23 protein-coding genes are annotated in these 18,641 nt (G+C 59.7%); 22 read left to right on the forward strand and 1 reads right to left on the reverse strand.

The genetic code is table 11. The features are described 5' to 3' along the window. Positions 1-25 precede the first annotated feature (25 nt). The 5 genes from KUW67_RS00865 to KUW67_RS00885 are packed head-to-tail and all read left to right on the forward strand — an operon-like array spanning position 26 to position 4,612. Complete coding sequence (locus tag KUW67_RS00865; protein ID WP_224823378.1) at positions 26-433, forward strand: ASCH domain-containing protein; 408 nt, start codon at positions 26-28, stop codon at positions 431-433. Continuing rightward, on the forward strand, positions 433-2,352 hold the full coding sequence (locus KUW67_RS00870; protein ID WP_224823379.1) for a biotin carboxylase N-terminal domain-containing protein: 1,920 nt from the start codon (positions 433-435) through the stop codon (positions 2,350-2,352). Before KUW67_RS00865 ends, KUW67_RS00870 begins: the two co-directional genes overlap by 1 nt. Further along, positions 2,349-3,017, forward strand: a complete 669-nt coding sequence (locus tag KUW67_RS00875; RefSeq protein WP_224823380.1) for a glutathione S-transferase family protein — start codon at positions 2,349-2,351, stop codon at positions 3,015-3,017. The genes KUW67_RS00870 and KUW67_RS00875 overlap by 4 nt, the downstream gene beginning before the upstream one ends. Beyond that, complete coding sequence (locus KUW67_RS00880; RefSeq protein WP_224823381.1) at positions 3,010-3,855, forward strand: hydroxymethylglutaryl-CoA lyase; 846 nt, start codon at positions 3,010-3,012, stop codon at positions 3,853-3,855. Before KUW67_RS00875 ends, KUW67_RS00880 begins: the two co-directional genes overlap by 8 nt. Further along, the gene (locus tag KUW67_RS00885) at positions 3,848-4,612 is read left to right on the forward strand and encodes a crotonase/enoyl-CoA hydratase family protein (protein ID WP_224823382.1); all 765 of its coding nucleotides are present in this window, start codon (positions 3,848-3,850) and stop codon (positions 4,610-4,612) included. The genes KUW67_RS00880 and KUW67_RS00885 overlap by 8 nt, the downstream gene beginning before the upstream one ends. Before the next feature lie 6 nt (positions 4,613-4,618). Here the strand turns inward: KUW67_RS00885 and KUW67_RS00890 are convergent, their stop codons facing one another. Next, complete coding sequence (locus tag KUW67_RS00890; RefSeq protein WP_224823383.1) at positions 4,619-5,200, reverse strand: hypothetical protein; 582 nt, start codon at positions 5,198-5,200, stop codon at positions 4,619-4,621. A gap of 409 nt (positions 5,201-5,609) precedes the next feature. Between KUW67_RS00890 and KUW67_RS00895 the strand changes: the two genes are divergently transcribed. The 17 genes from KUW67_RS00895 to nuoH all read left to right on the forward strand — a co-directional run bounded on the left by KUW67_RS00895 (position 5,610) and on the right by nuoH (position 18,471). Next, complete coding sequence (locus KUW67_RS00895; protein WP_224823384.1) at positions 5,610-5,975, forward strand: NADH-quinone oxidoreductase subunit A; 366 nt, start codon at positions 5,610-5,612, stop codon at positions 5,973-5,975. Further along, positions 5,966-6,514, forward strand: a complete 549-nt coding sequence (locus tag KUW67_RS00900; protein ID WP_224823385.1) for an NADH-quinone oxidoreductase subunit B family protein — start codon at positions 5,966-5,968, stop codon at positions 6,512-6,514. The genes KUW67_RS00895 and KUW67_RS00900 overlap by 10 nt, the downstream gene beginning before the upstream one ends. A 9-nt stretch (positions 6,515-6,523) precedes the next feature. Continuing rightward, complete coding sequence (locus tag KUW67_RS00905) at positions 6,524-7,132, forward strand: NADH-quinone oxidoreductase subunit C (RefSeq protein ID WP_224823386.1); 609 nt, start codon at positions 6,524-6,526, stop codon at positions 7,130-7,132. After that, the gene (locus KUW67_RS00910) at positions 7,129-7,551 is read left to right on the forward strand and encodes a GFA family protein (RefSeq protein WP_224823387.1); all 423 of its coding nucleotides are present in this window, start codon (positions 7,129-7,131) and stop codon (positions 7,549-7,551) included. Before KUW67_RS00905 ends, KUW67_RS00910 begins: the two co-directional genes overlap by 4 nt. Then, entirely contained in the window at positions 7,551-8,762 is a 1,212-nt protein-coding gene (locus KUW67_RS00915) for an NADH-quinone oxidoreductase subunit D (protein ID WP_224823798.1), read from the forward strand. Before KUW67_RS00910 ends, KUW67_RS00915 begins: the two co-directional genes overlap by 1 nt. Next, positions 8,759-9,298: a hypothetical protein gene (locus KUW67_RS00920; protein WP_224823388.1), complete on the forward strand. Its 540-nt coding sequence runs from the start codon at positions 8,759-8,761 to the stop codon at positions 9,296-9,298. Before KUW67_RS00915 ends, KUW67_RS00920 begins: the two co-directional genes overlap by 4 nt. A 3-nt stretch (positions 9,299-9,301) precedes the next feature. Further along, entirely contained in the window at positions 9,302-10,399 is a 1,098-nt protein-coding gene (gene nuoE / locus KUW67_RS00925; RefSeq protein ID WP_224823389.1) for an NADH-quinone oxidoreductase subunit NuoE, read from the forward strand. Between the two features lie 44 nt (positions 10,400-10,443). Continuing rightward, a complete protein-coding gene (locus KUW67_RS00930) occupies positions 10,444-11,127 on the forward strand; it encodes an NADH:ubiquinone oxidoreductase (protein ID WP_224823390.1) in 684 nt (227 codons plus the stop codon). A 121-nt stretch (positions 11,128-11,248) separates the two neighbouring features. Continuing rightward, complete coding sequence (locus KUW67_RS00935) at positions 11,249-11,989, forward strand: hypothetical protein (protein ID WP_224823391.1); 741 nt, start codon at positions 11,249-11,251, stop codon at positions 11,987-11,989. Positions 11,990-11,992: 3 nt separating this feature from the next. Further along, positions 11,993-12,229, forward strand: a complete 237-nt coding sequence (locus KUW67_RS00940; RefSeq protein WP_370634856.1) for a DUF5337 domain-containing protein — start codon at positions 11,993-11,995, stop codon at positions 12,227-12,229. A gap of 12 nt (positions 12,230-12,241) precedes the next feature. Further along, complete coding sequence (gene nuoF / locus KUW67_RS00945) at positions 12,242-13,534, forward strand: NADH-quinone oxidoreductase subunit NuoF (protein WP_224823392.1); 1,293 nt, start codon at positions 12,242-12,244, stop codon at positions 13,532-13,534. Beyond that, positions 13,531-13,920 carry a DUF5333 family protein gene (locus KUW67_RS00950; protein WP_224823393.1) on the forward strand — a complete coding sequence of 130 codons (390 nt, stop codon included), beginning with the start codon at positions 13,531-13,533 and terminating at the stop codon, positions 13,918-13,920. Before nuoF ends, KUW67_RS00950 begins: the two co-directional genes overlap by 4 nt. Then, positions 13,917-14,384, forward strand: coding sequence for a DUF3291 domain-containing protein (locus tag KUW67_RS00955; RefSeq protein WP_224823394.1), 468 nt, complete (start codon positions 13,917-13,919; stop codon positions 14,382-14,384). The genes KUW67_RS00950 and KUW67_RS00955 overlap by 4 nt, the downstream gene beginning before the upstream one ends. 114 nt (positions 14,385-14,498) lie before the next feature. Next, a complete protein-coding gene (locus KUW67_RS00960) occupies positions 14,499-14,897 on the forward strand; it encodes a DUF5333 domain-containing protein (protein ID WP_224823395.1) in 399 nt (132 codons plus the stop codon). Between the two features lie 99 nt (positions 14,898-14,996). After that, positions 14,997-17,015 carry an NADH-quinone oxidoreductase subunit NuoG gene (nuoG, locus tag KUW67_RS00965; RefSeq protein WP_224823396.1) on the forward strand — a complete coding sequence of 673 codons (2,019 nt, stop codon included), beginning with the start codon at positions 14,997-14,999 and terminating at the stop codon, positions 17,013-17,015. Positions 17,016-17,019: 4 nt separating this feature from the next. Next, entirely contained in the window at positions 17,020-17,427 is a 408-nt protein-coding gene (locus tag KUW67_RS00970; RefSeq protein ID WP_224823397.1) for a hypothetical protein, read from the forward strand. 6 nt (positions 17,428-17,433) lie between these two features. Further along, complete coding sequence (gene nuoH, locus KUW67_RS00975) at positions 17,434-18,471, forward strand: NADH-quinone oxidoreductase subunit NuoH (RefSeq protein ID WP_224823398.1); 1,038 nt, start codon at positions 17,434-17,436, stop codon at positions 18,469-18,471. Positions 18,472-18,641: the final 170 nt, after the last annotated feature.

An 18,641-nucleotide genomic window follows, 5' to 3' on the forward strand; every position in this document is an offset into this window, starting at 1 on the left:
GTATGGACAGGTTAGGACAGATATCATGACCCTTCAGGAGTTGATCGACGCCAACCCGGATGCGGACACGTTCCGTTTTGGTGACAGTGAGGCGCTGTGTAACGAAATCTTAGCTCTTGTGCGCTCTGGTCAGAAAACGGCGACCTGCGAAGCGATGGAGGTGTATGAAGGCGATGATGTGATGCCCCGCGTGGGGCGGCGCGATATTGCGCTGAACTGGGACGGCACGCCTGCGGTGATGTTGGAGACGGTCGAGGTCACGCAGCGCAAATTCTCAGAGATGGATGAGGAATTTGTCGCCGCTCAAGGCGAGTTTCGCGATCTGGGACATTGGCGCAAAGGTTATACCGCGTATTTCAAGCGTAATGGCCTCTTCAAACCGCATATGATGCTGATGTGCGAGCGGTTCCGACTGATCGAGGATTACGCCTGATGTTTCGGCGCATCCTGATCGCGAACCGGGGCGAGATTGCGTGCCGCGTGGCGCGGACCTGCCGCGATATGGGCGTAGAGACGGTCGCGGTGCATTCGGACGTCGATGCAGGCGCGGCGCACGTGGCGGCGTGCGATCTGGCGGTATCACTCGGCGGCGCGACCCCGGCTGAAAGCTATTTGCGCGGCGACGCGATTATCGAGGCGGCATTGGCGACGGGGGCAGAAGCGATCCATCCGGGATACGGGTTCTTGTCGGAAAACCCGGATTTCGTGGATGCGGTTGAAAAGGCGGGCTTGGTTTTTATCGGGCCAAGCGCGGATGCGATCCGCGCCATGGGGCTGAAAGATGCGGCCAAGGAATTGATGGAGAAGGCGGGCGTGCCTGTCGTGCCGGGATATCACGGTGCCGATCAGGACGATGCGGTGCTGGCAAACGCCGCCGATGAAATCGGCTATCCGGTGCTGATCAAGGCTGTCGCAGGGGGCGGCGGCAAAGGCATGCGGCTGGTCGATGATGCATCCGGGTTCGCGGCAGGGCTGGCCAGCGCGCGCAGCGAGGCGAAGGGAGCCTTCGGCAACGATGCGGTTCTGGTGGAGAAGTTCGTCTCCAAGCCGCGCCATATCGAAGTGCAGGTCTTTGGCGACGGCAGCGATGCGGTGCATCTTTATGAACGCGATTGCTCGCTTCAACGGCGGCACCAGAAGGTGATCGAAGAGGCGCCTGCGCCGGGCATGACACCCGAAATGCGCGCCGCGATGGGGGCAGCGGCGGTCGAAGCGGCGAAGGCTATCGGCTATAAGGGCGCAGGCACGGTGGAGTTCATCGTCGACGGTTCTGACGGGCTGCGCGTGGATGGCTTTTGGTTCATGGAGATGAACACGCGGTTGCAGGTCGAACATCCGGTGACCGAGGCCGTCACGGGCGTTGATCTGGTCGCGTGGCAACTGCGTGTGGCGGCGGGCGAGGGTCTGCCAAGCGCGCAGGACGACATTCCTTTGCACGGCCATGCGTACGAAGCGCGGCTTTACGCAGAGGATGTTCCGGCGGGGTTCTTGCCCGCGACGGGCACGTTGTCCCATCTGGTCTTTCCCCAGGGGGTGCGCGCCGATAGCGGGGTGCGCGCGGGCGATACAATTTCGCCCTTTTACGACCCGATGATCGCAAAGGTCATCGTCGCAGGAGAGACGCGCGACGTGGCTTTGGCAAAGCTGCGGGCCGGGTTACGCGGCACGCAAGTCTCTGGAACTGTGACGAATTTGGCGTTTCTGCAAGCCTTGGCGGATCACGAGGGCTTTGCGGCAGGCGATGTCGATACCGGGTTGATCGGGCGAGATCTGGACGCTTTGGTCGCGGTGCCAGACCCCTCGGCAGAGGTGATGGCACTGGCCGCAATCGGCGCGCTTGGGTTGGATCACGGATCGGATTTTGAAGGGTTTGCCTTGTGGACACCTCTGGTGCGTGAGGTGGTCTTGGGGGAGCACACCGCGCGGGTCAGCGTGCAAGGCGCGGGGCAGTTCGAGGTGTCGGTCGGCGCTACGGTCGTCTCTGTCGAGCGTGATGACGGCTGGCGCGTGGACGGCGCAAAAAGCGTTGCGGATGTGATCCTGACCGACGGCGTTGTATCTGTCTTTGCACAGACGGCCTATCACTTTGATCTGATTGACCCGCTGGCCCGCGATGCCAGTGCTGGCGGCGACGCCTCGCTGATCGAAGCGCCGATGCCGGGCTTGGTGCGGGCCGTGTCCGTTACCGCGGGCGCCGAGGTTGCGAAGGGCGACGCGCTGGTTGTTTTGGAAGCGATGAAGATGGAACACGCTCTGGTCGCGGCGCGCGACGGGGTTGTCGCGGAAGTGCTGGTGACCGAAGGCGCGCAGGTCGAAGCCGGGGCCGCGCTGATCCGGTTGGAGGACGCATGATAACGCTGCATCATTGTCACCAGACACGCTCCATGCGGGTGCTTTGGTTGCTCAATGAGCTGGAAGTTGACTTTAAAGTCGTCATCTATCCCTTTGACCAGACGCTGAAATCTGATCAGTATCTGACCGTGCATCCAGTCGGGCGAGTGCCTGCGCTGCAGATCGACGGGGAGGTCATGTTTGAAAGCGGCGCGATCGTCGAATACCTGTGCGAGCGGTTTCCCGAGGCCGGTTTGGGGCGCGCGCCGGGTGATCTGGACCGGATGGATTGGCTGAATTGGGTGCATTTTGCAGAGACGATCTCGCAGCATACGGCGGCACTGACCCAGCAGCATGTGGCGCTTTATGAGGATGCCATGCGCTCCCCCGTCGTGATGAAGATCGAAGCCAAGCGGATCGGCAAATGTTTCGACGCGATTGAAGCGCGGCTCGACACACCGGTGGAGCAGCGGGACTATTTGCTGACGTCGGGGTTTTCGGCCGCGGATATCGGTGTCGGGCAGGCGGTGTATATGGCCAAGCATTTCGTAAAACTTGATCCCTATCCGAAGCTGTCCGCCTGGTATGCGCGGATCACGGAGCGGGCGGGGTTTCAGGCCGCGTTGCCTCCGGACGACGGGCGCTTGTATGCGCAGGATTTCTATCCGGTGTGGTCGGATGTCTGACGTCGTTGAGATATACGAGGTCGGGCCGCGGGACGGGCTGCAGAACGAAGCGGCTGTGATTCCGGTGGCGCGCAAAGTGGCGCTGGTGGATGCGCTCTCCGGCGTGGGGTTCCGGCGGATCGAGGTAGCAAGTTTCGTGTCTCCGAAATGGGTCCCGCAGATGGCCGATAGCGGTGCGGTGATGGATGCGATGCGTCGGGCAGAGGGTGTGGGCTATGTCGCCCTGGCGCCGAACCTGCGCGGGTTGGCGGATGCAGAGGCGGCAGGGGCCGACGAGGTTGCCGTGTTTTTGAGCGCGTCGGAAGGGTTCTCAAAGGCGAACATCAATTGCTCGGTTGCGGAGAGTATCGAACGGGCGCGGGCGGTTGTTGACGCGGCACGCGTTCCGGTGCGCGGCTATGTGTCTTGCGTGGTGGAATGCCCCTATGATGGCCCGGTTTTGCCAGCATCGGTGGTGCGTGTGGCCAAGGCCTTGATCGAGATGGGCTGCCACGAAGTATCGCTGGGCGACACGATCGGGCGCGGGGTGCCGGACGCGGTAGACGCGATGTTGGCAGCGGTTTGTGATGCCGTGGATGTGGCGCGTTTGGCGGGGCATTTTCACGACACATCTGGGCGCGCGTTGGAGAATGTCGATGTCGCCTTGGCGCGCGGCGTGCGGGTCTTTGATGCGGCGGTCGGCGGCTTGGGCGGGTGTCCCTATGCGCCGGGGGCGGCAGGGAATGTCGCAACAGAAGCGGTGGACAGGCATTTGAGGGCGCTGGGCTTTGAGACCGGGCTGGATGCTAAGGCTTTGGCCAAAGCGGCGGAGATGGCAAAGGAGATGCGCGGTGTTTGAGACGTTGGATCTGGCCGTCGATGGGCGCGGCGTGGCTTTGTTAACCTTGAACCGGCCTGAAAAGCACAACGCAATGTCGGGACAGATGATCGGTGAGCTGACCGAGGCGGCGGCGGTGTTGGGCGCGGACAAGGCTGTGCGGGTTGTCGTGCTGACAGGCGCGGGGAAAAGCTTTTGCGCAGGCGGTGATCTGGGCTGGATGAAGGCGCAGATGGAGGCGGATGGGCCGACGCGCGTGGCGGAGGCGACCAAGCTGGCCATGATGCTCAAGGCGTTGAATGAGTTAGACAAACCGCTGGTGGGGCGGGTGCAGGGCAATGCGTTTGGCGGCGGGGTCGGGTTGATCTCAATCTGCGATGTGGCGGTTGGTGTGGACGGTGTGAAACTAGGGCTGACGGAGACACGGTTAGGCCTGATCCCGGCGACCATCGGCCCGTATGTGGTGGCTCGCATGGGCGAGGGGATGGCGCGGCGCGTCTTCATGTCGGCGCGGGTCTTCGCAGCAGAGGAGGCGGTGGCGCTGGGGCTTTTGGCAAAGGCGGTGCCGGCGGATACGCTCGACGCGGCCGTGGAGGCCGAGGTCGCGCCTTATTTGGCGTGCAAACCGGGTGCTGTTGCAGCGGCGAAGCGGCTCGCGCGGCGGTTGGGGCCGGATTTGGGGGAGGACGTTATCGCGGAGACGATTGAGGCGCTGCGGGTGCAGTGGGAGAGTGATGAGGCGCGGGACGGGGTTGAGGGGTTCTTTAGGGGGCGGTGAGCAGGTTTACTTCGTGTTGGTCGATTCACAAGTTTCGTTTTTATTGCAGTAGTCAAATGGAAGGCTGAAGAAGTCTTCAATCGCCCAAAAAGAGATGTCAGGCTCTGGCATAATTGAAACTATGACTTTGCCTGCGACATTGTCGCCGACAACTGAGCGAATGGAGGAGACTGTTGGACCCACTGAGTGTTCGGCAAATTCCGGAGGTAAAAATTCCCAAGGAATTTTCGGGATTTCGCGATTGTAAGTGCCGACCTCTGCCGCAGTGCTAAATAGTTGATCGACCACGCCCGGGGCAACGCTTTCCAATGAATTGGCGCACTGCCATCCAAGCATAAAGTCGTCTTTGTGTATTGCGATAATGAACTCGGTGACGCCTAAAGGAAGCTTATCACCTACCTCCCACTCAGTTATGATTGTTTTGTCAGTTTCGAACGCTTGATCGCGACTTAAATCTTGTAAGATGAGTGCATCGAAGTGCTTTAGGCTCGAGCAAATGAGAACGTCGGCTGCTGCGGTACCAGCTATTGTGGCCCAACCAATAGCTATCAACCATGTTCTCATGCCGGACCCGTCGAAAGTGAGCATTGCAAGACGTCTATCAGCTTGCCAGTCCAATTTATCAGTCTTGCCTATAGCATGCCAATTGGGAGACGCCACGCGCTATCTGCTACGAGCGAAAAGAGAAAAAGTGTCTATAGCGTTCATTTTTCTTTCACCTTCTGCAAAAGGCGCTTCGCTCTGGTCGGTTGAGAAGAGGCCCGGTTTTGATTTCTTTTTGGGAACTGTATCAGCTCTATTCCGGCAAAACCTGCCATCGCCGGGTTCTCAGTGTTTCACTCCCCTTCGGCTTCAATTGCAGCTGGCTAATTACTCCAGACCATCCCCGCGACCCCAAACCGCTCCCACTTCCCGTTGACCCTCACCACGCACCGGAATAGATACCAGAGCAAGCCAAGCAAACATGCGTCCCTCCGCATGAAAAGGAGCCAAAATCGTGGAAGAGCTGCTGAGCGAATACCTCCCGATTGTCGTTTTTCTGGGTCTCGCCATCGCCTTGGGGCTCGTGTTGATCCTCGCCGCTGTCGTTCTGGCCGTGCGCAACCCGGACCCCGAGAAAGTCAGCGCCTACGAATGCGGGTTCAACGCGTTTGATGATGCGCGCATGAAGTTTGATGTGCGGTTCTACCTTGTCGCGATCCTGTTCATCATTTTCGATCTGGAAATCGCGTTCCTGTTCCCCTGGGCGGTGGCGTTCCAAGACATCAGCATGCTTGGGTTCTGGTCGATGATGGTGTTTTTGGGCGTTTTGACCGTGGGCTTTGCCTATGAGTGGAAAAAAGGAGCGCTCGAATGGGAGTAGGTGAGGCGAAGATTTCGACGAACGGAAATACCGCCGGGGCGGACCGCGAGGTTGCCACGCAAGAGCTGAACCGCGAGTTGCAGGACAAGGGTTTCCTGCTGACCTCGACCGAGGATATCATCAACTGGGCGCGCACCGGGTCGCTCCACTGGATGACGTTCGGGCTGGCCTGCTGCGCGGTCGAGATGATGCACACCGCCATGCCGCGCTACGATATGGAGCGATTCGGAACCGCGCCGCGCGCCTCCCCGCGCCAGTCTGATCTGATGATTGTGGCTGGCACGTTGACCAACAAGATGGCGCCTGCGCTGCGCAAGGTTTACGACCAGATGCCCGAGCCGCGTTACGTGATCTCGATGGGGTCGTGTGCCAATGGCGGTGGCTACTATCACTATAGCTATTCGGTGGTGCGCGGGTGCGACCGGATCGTGCCGGTGGACGTCTATGTGCCGGGCTGCCCGCCGTCGGCCGAGGCGCTTTTGTACGGCATTCTCCAGTTGCAGCGGAAGATCCGCCGCACGGGCACGCTGATCCGCTAGGGGACTGATATGACTGACGCTTTGCAAGAACTGGGCACCCATATTGCGCTGAAGCGGCCCGATTGTGTGCTGTCTTGGGACGTCACCCATGACGAGCTGAATATCGACGTGGCGCCGTCTTCGCTGACCGGGTTTGTCGAGTTTCTGAAGGCGGATCGGACCTGCCAGTTCTCAAGCTTGGTGGATATCACGGCGGTGGATTATCCCAGCCGCGACAAGCGGTTCGACGTCGTTTACCACTTTCTGAGCATGTATCAGAACCACCGCATTCGTCTGCGCGTGAGCATTCGCGAGGAAGACATGGTGCCGTCGATCATCGAAATTCACCCCTCGGCCAACTGGTTCGAGCGCGAGGTGTTCGATATGTTCGGTATCCTGTTCACTGGCCACCCCGATCTGCGCCGGATCCTGACCGATTACGGGTTCCGCGGCTATCCGCTGCGCAAGGATTTCCCGACGACGGGTTATACCGAGGTTCGCTATGACGAGGCGCAAAAACGTGTGGTTTATGAGCCTGTTTCGCTGACGCAGGAATATCGGCAGTTCGACTTTATGTCGCCGTGGGAAGGGGCGGAATATATCCTTCCGGGTGATGAGAAGACCGAGGAGAAGGCATGAGCTTGACCGGATCCTGCCTGTGCGGTGCCAGCACTTTTGAGGCCGAGCTTGGCCCGATGGGGGCAGGGGCCTGTCATTGCGGGATGTGCCGGAAATGGTCCGGCGGGGTCTATCTGTCGGTTGATTGCGGCGAGTCTGTAAAGTTCAAGGAAGGCGCGCCGTTGGGGTCCTACAAAGGCTCGGAATGGGGCGAGCGGGTGTTTTGCAAGGACTGCGGCTCATCCCTGCTTTGGCAGACGCAAGACGGCAAGAACCAGCACGTGTCGATCCAGTGCTTTGAGGACCCGTCCCAGTTCGAGATCGGGATGGAGCTTTTCATTGATCGAAAGCCGTCGAGCTACGCTTTGGAGGGCGAGCGCAACAAGATGACCGAGGCAGAGATCTTTGCGATGTTTGCCGATATGGAGGTTGAGAAATGATGGACGGAACCAATTTCGACGACGCCCTGACAGGCGAGCAGAAAATCCGCAATTTCAACATTAACTTCGGCCCGCAACACCCTGCAGCACATGGCGTTTTGCGTCTGGTGCTGGAACTGGACGGCGAGATTGTCGAGCGTTGCGATCCGCATATCGGGCTGCTGCATCGCGGCACCGAGAAGTTGATGGAGAGCCGGACCTACCTGCAAAACCTGCCGTATTTCGACCGGCTGGATTACGTGGCGCCGATGAACCAGGAGCATGCGTGGTGTCTGGCGATTGAAAAGCTGACCGGTGTGGAAGTGCCGCGTCGCGCGTCGCTGATCCGGGTGCTTTATTCCGAGATTGGCCGCATCCTCAGCCACATCCTGAACGTCACCACGCAGGCGATGGATGTGGGCGCGCTGACGCCGCCGCTTTGGGGCTTTGAAGAGCGTGAAAAGCTGATGGTGTTTTATGAGCGTGCGTGTGGCGCGCGTCTGCACGCTGCGTATTTCCGCCCGGGTGGGGTGCATCAGGACCTGCCGAATGATCTGATCGATGACATCGAAACTTGGGCCAAAGAGTTCCCGAAGGTGCTGGATGATATCGACGGGCTGCTGACTGAGAACCGGATTTTCAAGCAGCGGAACGCAGACATTGGCGTCGTGACTGAAGAAGACATCCAGAATTATGGCTTCTCTGGCGTGATGGTTCGTGGCTCGGGCCTTGCCTGGGACCTGCGCCGCGCGCAGCCCTATGAATGCTATGACGAGTTTGAATTTCAGATCCCTGTCGGCAAGAACGGCGACTGCTATGACCGTTATCTGTGCCGAATGGAGGAGATGCGCCAATCGACGTCGATTATTTTGCAAGCCATTGAAAAGCTGCGCGAAACCCCCGGTGACGTGCTGGCCCGCGGCAAGCTGACCCCGCCGACGCGCGGTGAGATGAAGACCTCGATGGAGGCTTTGATCCACCACTTCAAGCTTTACACCGAAGGCTTCCATGTGCCCGAGGGCGAGGTGTACGCCTTCGTCGAGGCGCCAAAGGGCGAATTCGGCGTCTACCTTGTGGCCGACGGCACCAACAAACCCTACCGCGCCAAGCTGCGCGCGCCGGGCTATCTGCATTTGCAGGCGATGGATTACCTGTGCAAAGGCCACCAACTTGCCGACGTCGCGGCCATCATCGGCACGCTCGACATCGTATTCGGAGAGATTGATCGGTGAAGAACATCTTTGTCTTGTTTGTCTCGTTTTGGCTGGCGACAGGGGTCGCAGCTGAAAATCCGTATAGGGCCTATTCTGAAGCCATTCGGGAGTTTGTCGAGAGCTATGTCAGCGAAAAAGGTCACGAAATAACGGAGATGTCTGGAGCTGAATCGCAAGCGTTCCAGAGAGAACTGCGCGAGTATATGGATACCGAAATGAATCGGCGTTTCAACCTGGATTGGCAGGACGAAACCGAACTGTTGGACGCTTATCTAACCCTAGTCGAGCAATGCGATCTGCCGGCTTCAATTTGCGAAGCATGGGCCGCCCGCGACTACACCCGTTATAGTGGCTTCGGTGAGTCGTTCGTCGTTATGAGCTTGCTGAGTGATGCTGTGCCAAGCGTAGGTTCGCCGGCGCCTGTGCGATGTGAGGCCTCTCATGCAGGCTTCGTAAACGGACCTGTCTTGCGGACAGAAACATATAGCTTTGTCGTAAGAACGCATACGAGCGATGCCAATTCGCCATGCTTCCTTCAAAAACTAGGACAATAGTAGATGCTACGCCGTCTTCACCACGACCAACCCGATCACTTCGCCTTTACGCCTGACAACCAGAAATGGGCCGAGGCGCAGATGACGAAGTACCCGGAGGGGCGGCAGGCCTCAGCAATTATTCCGCTGCTCTGGCGCGCGCAGGAGCAGGAGGGGTGGCTGTCGCAACGCGCGATTGAGACTGTGGCCGAGATGCTGGATATGGCCTATATTCGCGCGTTGGAAGTCGCGACGTTTTACTTCATGTTCCAGTTACAACCTGTTGGAAGCGTGGCGCATATTCAGATTTGTGGCACGACGTCCTGTATGATTTGCGGGGCGGAGGATCTGGTGGCGGTCTGTAAGGAGAAGATTGCTCCGAAGCCGCATCAGATCAGCGCGGATGGCAAGCTGAGCTGGGAAGAGGTCGAGTGTCTGGGCGCATGTTCCAACGCGCCGATGGCGCAAATCGGCAAGGATTATTACGAAGACCTGACGGCTGAGAAATTCGGTCAGATGATCGACGATTTCCGCGCGGGCGAGGTGCCGGTGCCGGGGCCGCAGAACGGGCGGTTTGCGTCGGAGCCGCTCAAGGGGCTCAGCAGTCTCGAAGGGTTTGACAGCGGCAAGACGAAATTCAATGCATCGGCGCAACTGGCCACTGACCTGAACGATACAGTCAAGCGGATCGACGGCACCGAAGTACCGCTGTTGACGCCGTGGCAAGGCAAGCCTGCGAACCGCACCAGCAAGCCCAAGACAAAAGCCAAGCAAGGGCATGTGGAGGCGGATCGAAGTCCGAAGGCAACGGCCAAGCCCGAATTGACCTCTGCCTCGCCGACACAGAAAAAGCCGCGCACGATGAAAGCACCGCGCAAGGCTGGAGCGGATGATCTTAAGCTTATCAAAGGCGTGGGGCTAAAGTTGGAGGCGCTTTTGCAGTCGATGGGCTTTTATCATTTCGACCAGATCGCCAAGTGGAGCGCCGATGAAATCGCTTGGGTCGATGACAATCTGGAAGGTTTCAAAGGCCGGGTGAGCCGCGATGATTGGGTCTCTCAGGCGAAAATCCTTGCAGATGGGGGCGAGACGCCGTTTTCTGCTCGTGCTAAGAAGAGCTAAGGGCTGCGTCGATCAAGCCCAAGACGGACAGGGAGACGACTTCGATGAAGGATTATGAAGCCAAGGCGGCCTGCAATAAAACATGCTGGACGGTTGCCGCGCTCGCAGGCGGTATGTTGGGACTTGGGCTGTGGCTGGTCGCGGAATACACAGCCACGCAAGCGATATTCATGGCAGTGATTGCCTTCCTGCTTTTAGGCGTCGTGCTGGCGGTGTTTTTGTGCCGCTCCCCTGCGCCGAAGATGGAGCAGGCGGGCACCGCGGGCAAAACGCCAGCACCGGCCCCAGCGGCCAAGGCGACGCCTGCGGCGGCTCCGGCAGCCACAGCGGCTCCGGCCGCTACTCCGGCACCGGCTCCTGCGGCAGCTCCGGCCACGCATGATGCGCCGAAACCGGCTGAGAAGCCTAAAGCGGCGGCCAAACCCGTGGCAGCCGATGGCAAGCCCGAGATGCTGAGCGCGCCGCGCGATGGCGGGGCCGATGATCTTAAACAGATCAAAGGTGTCGGACCCAAGCTGGAAAAGCTGCTGCATTCGATGGGCTTTTACCATTTCGACCAGATCGCCGGATGGCGTAAGAAAGAGGTCGAATGGGTCGATGAGAACCTTGAAGGGTTCAAAGGCCGTGTAAGCCGAGATGAATGGGTCAAGCAGGCCAAACTTCTTGCCAAAGGTGGTGAGACAGAGTTTTCCAAGAAAGTCGCCAAGGGTGGCGTCTACGACGGATAAAAGCATCGTCCGTCTCTGGTGCAAATCGGGGACGGGCATTTAACGGCATCGCTTTTGGGAGGGGCGTTGCGGACAGGCCCGAAAGGGTCTGTGCACTTTCCAAATGGAGCGAGACTGACCAATGACTGACATGAACAAATGGACCGACGCGGCCTTGTCTGCACGCAGGACAGGGTTGCTGATGACGCAGTTGCCGATGGCCCCTGCAGCAGCGGGGCTGTATTTCTGGCGTCTGGCCGTGGCCCCCGTGGCGTTGAGCGTGATGCCGCCCAAGGCCGCGCGCCCTGCGACGGTGGGCGATGTTGTGGCCAAGGTGAAGAAGGCGGCTCCGAAGCCGAAGGCAAAGGCGGCGCCTGCTGCGAAGAAAGCCGTTAAAGCGCCTGCGCCGGTTGCCAAGGCGGCGCCTTCAAAACCTGCGCCGAAGGTTGCGAAAGCGCCTGCACCGGCTGCGAAACCGGCCCCGGCAAAAGCCGCTACACCGGCTGCAAAACCGGCCCCGGCCAAGGCAAAGGCGGCGCCTGCGAAAAAGCCAGCGGCGTTGGCGAAACCTGCCGCCAAAGCAACAGCGCCAGTCAAGCCCGCGGTTGCAAAGACAGCGGCGGCCCCGAAACCTGCGCCCAAAACCGCGGCACCGGCAAAGCCTGCGGCAGCGAAGAAGGCGGCTCCGGTGAAAAAGGCGGCAGCGAAGCCTGCGGCCAAACCCGCAGAGGCTCCGAAAAAGGCAGCTCCGGCGGCGAAGGCCCCGGCTGCTAAGCCCGCCAAGGTCGAGACCGAGTCCTATCGGGTCAAATCCAGCAATCAGAAAGCCAAGGTGACGCTTGCGGCCATGCCCGAGCGGAAAACCACAAGCGACAAGTCGTAAGCCATGGCAGAGCGCTCCAACCTGTCTCGCGATGAAGAAGCCGCACTGGCCCGGAAGGGGCGGATCGCGGCTTTGGTGATCGCAGGCACCATGCTGATCTGGCTGGCCGCGCAAGTGGTCGGACCCGCGATCGGCATGGCGGGGCGCTATGCGCTGCTGTTCGATTTTGCCGCATTGGCGGGGCTGTTCTGGGCGTTAGTTGTCACATATCAGATCTGGCGCGCGCGCCGGCAATCGTAAGGGAGTTCAGCAATGCTGAAGGATGAAGACCGGATCTTCACCAATCTATACGGGATGCACGACCGCACCCTGAAGGGCGCACAGCAGCGCGGCCATTGGGACGGCACCGCAGGCATCATCAAGAAGGGCCGCGACTGGATCGTGGACGAGATGAAGTCCAGTGGCCTGCGCGGGCGCGGCGGGGCCGGGTTCCCGACCGGTCTGAAATGGTCGTTCATGCCCAAGGAAAGCGACGGGCGTCCGTCCTATCTGGTTGTGAACGCAGACGAATCCGAGCCGGGGACGTGTAAAGACCGCGAGATCATGCGCCATGATCCGCATACCCTGATCGAAGGCTGCCTGATCGCGTCTTTCGCGATGGGGGCGCATGCCTGCTACATCTATATTCGTGGTGAGTATATCCGCGAGCGCGAGGCGCTGCAGGCCGCGATTGATGAGGCTTATGATGCTGGGCTTCTGGGCAAGAACGCCGCGAAATCCGGTTGGGATTTCGACCTTTACGTCCATCACGGGGCCGGGGCCTATATCTGCGGCGAGGAAACTGCGCTTCTGGAAAGCCTTGAAGGCAAGAAGGGTATGCCGCGCATGAAGCCGCCGTTTCCGGCAGGGGCTGGCCTTTATGGCTGCCCGACGACTGTGAACAATGTCGAATCGATTGCGGTTGTGCCGACAATTCTGCGGCGCGGGCCGGATTGGTTTGCCAATTTCGGACGTCCGAACAACGCCGGCACCAAGCTTTTCGCGATCAGCGGTCATGTGAATAACCCTTGCGTGGTCGAAGAAGAGATGTCGATCCCGTTCGAGGAACTGATCGACCGTCACTGTGGCGGCATTCGCGGCGGTTGGGATAACCTCAAGGCGATTATTCCAGGGGGCTCGTCTGTGCCGTGTCTGCCCGCTGAGATCGCAAAAGACGCGATCATGGATTTTGACTGGCTGCGCGAGCAGCGGTCTGGTCTTGGCACCGCAGCCGTGATCGTGATGGATCAAAGCACCGATATCATCAAAGCGATCTGGCGGCTGAGCGCGTTCTACAAGCATGAAAGCTGCGGGCAATGCACGCCCTGTCGCGAAGGCACCGGCTGGATGATGCGCGTGATGGACCGTCTGGTGAAAGGCGAGGCCGAGGTCGAGGAGATCGACATGCTGCTGGATGTGACCAAGCAGGTCGAAGGCCATACAATCTGTGCGCTGGGAGATGCGGCGGCTTGGCCCATTCAGGGTCTGATCCGCCATTTCCGCGACGAGATTGAGGACCGGATCAAGCATAAGCGGGCCGGTCGGCCTGCGGTGGCGGCAGAGTGATCCGCCACGCCGCCTTGATGTGTCTTTTGGCCAGCCCGGTGCTGGCCGAAGACCAGACTGCCCCTGATTACTTCGTGGATACGGTCGTAGCGACCGGTGTCGCGCAGCAACTGGCACGGGCGTGTCCGACGCTTAGCCTGAACCCGCAAACCGTGGCTAAGGACAGCGATGAGTTGATGAACCAGCTCGCCGCAGACGGGGTCATGTCCGCCGAAGAAATGCCTTGGGCCGAGGATGCAAATACCCGCATCGAGGCGCAGGTGCAGGCGTTCTTGACCCGCACAGGGCTGGATGAGCCGACACAAGACAAGGTCTGTGATGTCGGCTTGACCGAGATTGCGGAGGAGACCGCAATCGGGCGCTATCTGCTGGAAGTGCCTGCGTGAAGCAGCCCGCCGGACATCACCTCGCTGAACTGAATGTCGGTCGGCTTAAGGCGGATGTTGGTGATCCGCTGGTCGCCGAGTTCATCGACAATATCGATCGCATCAACGGCATGGGCAAAAGAATGCCAGGATTCGTGTGGATGCTGGAAGGCTCTGGCGCACCGGGGGCGACATCTCATGCGATTGGCGGTGATCCGCGCTATGTGCCGAACCTGACCGTCTGGGAAGATGTGGCGAGCTTGCGCAGCTTCGTCTGGGACACGGTGCATGCACGGTTTCTCAACAAGCGCCAGGAGTGGTTCGACGCCTTGGAAGAACAGCATTTCGTGATGTGGTGGGTGCCTGAAGGGCATCGCCCGTCGCTGGACGAAGCGCTGGACCGGCTGGAGATGCGCCGCGCGCAGGGCGATACAGATCAGGCTTTTGGCTGGGATGCGCTGGGCGGTGCGAAAGCCGCGGAATAACGCTGATTTTCAACGAAACCTCGCCTGATATTGAATAACATCGGCGGAAATTCCCATAGTCAGACCAGACGCGCATGCCTATCTAAAGGGCATGGCAAAGCCGAGGACCGAGCTATGAAGACACTTTTATCCGCAATGCTACTGGGCGTGATGGCCACAAGTGCGGCTGCATTGACGCCTTTGCCGGAAGAAAAACACATCAACGATCAGCTTTTGGCGGCCTCTGTCGGTGACAAGATCCGCAAGAACTGCCCCAGCATCTCAGCGCGTATGTTTGTGGTTTGGCAGAAGGCCAATGATCTTGAGGATTACGCCCGCGACAAGGGGTATTCGGAAGAAGAGGTAAAGGCGTTCCTGAAAGACAAGGATGAGCGCAAGCGGATGAAGCGTCTGCGCAACGCCTATCTTGAGGAAAACGGTGTCTCCAAGGACAACCCTGACAGCTACTGCGCGCTGGGCGAGAAAGAGATCAAGGCCAAGTCCTTGATCGGAGAGCTTTTGCGCGCGAATTAAGGCGTTTCATGGTTGCTCCAACGGCGGGGCGGGGGTAGATGTCCCCTAGCCAATGAGACGGGATGCCGGTGGCGTCCCGTTCGCCATGAAAGGGACCCCATGAGCGACCTGCGCAAGATCATCATTGATGACAAAGAGCTGGAAGTTGACCCCGCGATGACGCTGATCCAGGCCTGTGAAGAGGCCGGCGTCGAAATCCCGCGCTTTTGCTATCACGAACGCCTGTCGATTGCGGGCAATTGCCGGATGTGTCTGGTCGAAGTTGTGGGTGGGCCGCCCAAGCCTGCGGCCTCCTGCGCGATGCAGGTCAAGGATTTGCGCCCCGGCCCCGATGGGGAACCACCGCAGGTGCGCACGAACTCCCCCATGGTCAAGAAGGCCCGCGAGGGCGTGATGGAGTTTCTGCTGATCAACCATCCGCTCGATTGCCCGATCTGCGATCAGGGTGGTGAGTGCGATCTGCAGGATCAGGCGATGGCTTACGGCGTCGATTTCTCGCGCTTCCGCGAGCCGAAGCGGGCTGTTGAGGATTTGGACCTTGGCCCGTTGGTTGAGACCCACATGACCCGCTGCATCTCCTGCACCCGCTGCGTGCGTTTCACGACCGAGGTCGCGGGGATCACGCAGATGGGCCAGACGGGCCGGGGTGAGGATAGCGAGATCACGTCCTATCTGGGCGAGACGCTCGACAGCAATCTGCAGGGCAACATCATTGATCTATGCCCGGTGGGCGCGCTGGTCTCAAAGCCCTACGCCTTTACTGCGCGGCCTTGGGAGCTGACCAAAACCGAGAGCATCGACGTCATGGATGCGCTTGGCTCCAACATTCGCGTGGACACCAAAGGCCGCGAAGTGATGCGCTTTCTGCCGCGCAACCATGATGGGGTGAACGAGGAATGGATCGCCGACAAGACGCGCTTTGTCTGGGACGGGCTGCGCCGTCAGCGGTTGGACAAGCCCTATGTCCGCGAGAACGGCAAATTGCGCGCGTCGACCTGGCCAGAGGCTTTGGGCAAGGTTGCTGAAGCGATGAAGGGCAAGAAGGTTGCGGGCCTGGTCGGTGATCTGGTTCCGGTGGAAGCGGCGTATGCGTTGAAAGCGCTGATCGAAGGGCAGGGCGGCTCGGTCGAATGCCGCACCGATGGCGCGAAGCTGCCCGAGGGGAACCGCTCCGGCTATGTCGGCAATTGCACCGTCGAGGAGATCGACGACGCCGAGCATATCCTGCTGATCGGGACAAACCCGCGGATGGAAGCGCCTGTTCTGAATGCGCGCATTCGCAAGGCGTGGAGTAAAGGCGCGACGGTTGCTGTCATCGGTGAGGATGTCGATCTGACCTATCCGACCCAACATGTCGGCAATAGCCGCGAGGCTTTGGCGGCGTTGGCCAAGATGGACCATTCGGCGAATGCGGATGTGAACGGGATGATTATCCTCGGCATGGGCGCGTTGATGGAGGCTGATGGCGCGGCGGTGCTAGGCACGGCGATGCAACTGGCAGAGACTGTAGGCTCCAAGCTGATGATCCTTCACACCGCTGCGGCGCGCGTCGGCGCGATGGATGCAGGTTGCACCACCGAAGGCGGCCTCAGCGCTGCCATCGACGGAGCCGAGGTGATCTATAACCTCGGCGCGGACGAGATCGACATCGAGGCCGGGCCGTTCGTAATCTATCAAGGCAGCCATGGCGACCGCGGCGCGCACCGCGCGGATGTGATCCTGCCGGGGGCGGCTTATACCGAGGAACAAGGCCTCTTCGTGAACACCGAAGGGCGGCCTCAACTGGCGCTGCGGGCGGGTTTCCCCCCCGGTGAAGCCAAGGAAAACTGGGCGATCCTGCGGGCGCTGTCGGCCGAGATGGGCGCGACGCTGCCCTTTGACAGCCTTGCACAGCTGCGTCAGGCGCTTGTGAAAGCTATGCCGCATCTGGCGAAGATAGACGAGGTGCCGGAAAACGAGTGGCAGGCATTGCCCGCGGGCACGCTGGGGGATGCGTCTTTCCGCTATGCGATCAGCGATCACTACCTCACCAACCCGATTGCGCGGGCGTCCCAGTTGATGGCCGAGCTGTCGGCGAATGCCAAAGCCCGGTCCGAGCAAAAGATCGCGGCGGAGTAACGAGATGCGCGGGGCGTTGATCGGGCTGGCCGCTTTGGCCATGACCGCCTGCACCCCGCCGCATTTGCAACAGGCTAATCCGGATCAGATCAACTTGCCTTTCTCACCCAAATATAACGGCATCGAGACCCGCCTTCTGGACGGCGATCTGGTGAGTTTTCTTGTCTCCATGGAAGGCGCACGGGGGCCAAAAGACGTTGAAGACTATGCACGCTGCGCCGCAGCACAGTATACCTTGATCCGAGGCTACGGATTCGCGCGACACGTGCGCACAAGTGTCGAGGAAGTGGCTGGTATTTGGACTGCAGATGCGGTTTACACCATCTCAGCCGCGCTGCCTCGTGGAACGCAGACCTTGGACGCCGAGGTGGAGGTGGCCAACTGCAGGGAACTCGGGATACCCACGGTGTGAGGACATATGGCTGACTTTTTCGCAACCGGAGCCGGTGTGGCGGTGATCATCGTTGCTCAATGCCTTGCTGTCATTGGGTTCGTGATGATTTCGCTGCTATTTCTGGTCTATGGTGACCGCAAGATCTGGGCCGCTGTGCAGATGCGGCGCGGGCCCAATGTTGTGGGTGCGTTCGGTCTGTTGCAGACCGTGGCCGACGCGCTGAAATATGTGGTCAAGGAAATCGTCATCCCCGCAGGTGCGGATAAGACGGTCTTCATGCTCGCCCCGATGGTGTCTTTCGTTCTGGCGCTGATCGCCTGGGCGGTGATCCCGTTCAATGACACTTGGGTGCTGGCCGATATCAACGTGGCGATCCTCTATGTTTTCGCGATCTCCTCTTTGGAGGTCTACGGCGTCATCATGGGCGGCTGGGCGTCGAACTCGAAATACCCGTTCTTGGGCAGCCTGCGCTCTGCCGCGCAGATGATCTCTTACGAGGTGTCGATTGGCCTGATCATCATCGGTGTCATTATCTCGACCGGGTCTCTGAATTTCGGGGATATCGTCCGCGCGCAGGATGGCGATCTTGGCTTTTTCAACTGGTATTGGCTGCCACATCTGCCGATGGTGTTTCTATTCTTTATCAGCACCTTGGCTGAGACGAACAGACCGCCCTTTGACCTACCCGAAGCGGAATCCGAACTGGTCGCGGGCTATCAGGTGGAATACTCGTCCACGCCCTTCCTGCTGTTCATGGCAGGCGAGTACATCGCCATCTTCCTGATGTGCGCGCTGATCACGCTGCTGTTCTTCGGCGGCTGGCTGTCGCCTATCCCATTCCTGCCGGACAGCCCGCTGTGGATGGTCGCCAAGATGGCGTTCTTCTTCTTCCTCTTCGCGATGGTCAAAGCCATCGTGCCACGCTTCCGCTATGACCAGTTAATGCGTCTGGGCTGGAAAGTGTTCCTGCCGATGTCGTTGGCTTGGGTCGTGATCGTGGCATTCTTCGCAAAGTTTGAACTTTTCGGCGGAGCGTACGCCCGCTGGGCTGTTGGAGGGTGAGCGATGGACTGTGAAATGCCACAGCGATACGTAGATTACCCTGCCTATCAGGAGTGTCTTCAGCGACAAGGGTTCTCAGATGAACTTCGCGAGCCGTTGGTGGAGGCCTGTGCAACTGAAGGCCCAAAAGTGAAGTTGGATGAATTGAAGGTGTCGAGCGGAACTTATCA

Source organism: Cognatishimia sp. MH4019, from assembly GCF_020177595.1.
In the GTDB taxonomy this organism is placed as follows: domain Bacteria; phylum Pseudomonadota; class Alphaproteobacteria; order Rhodobacterales; family Rhodobacteraceae; genus JAHTBL01.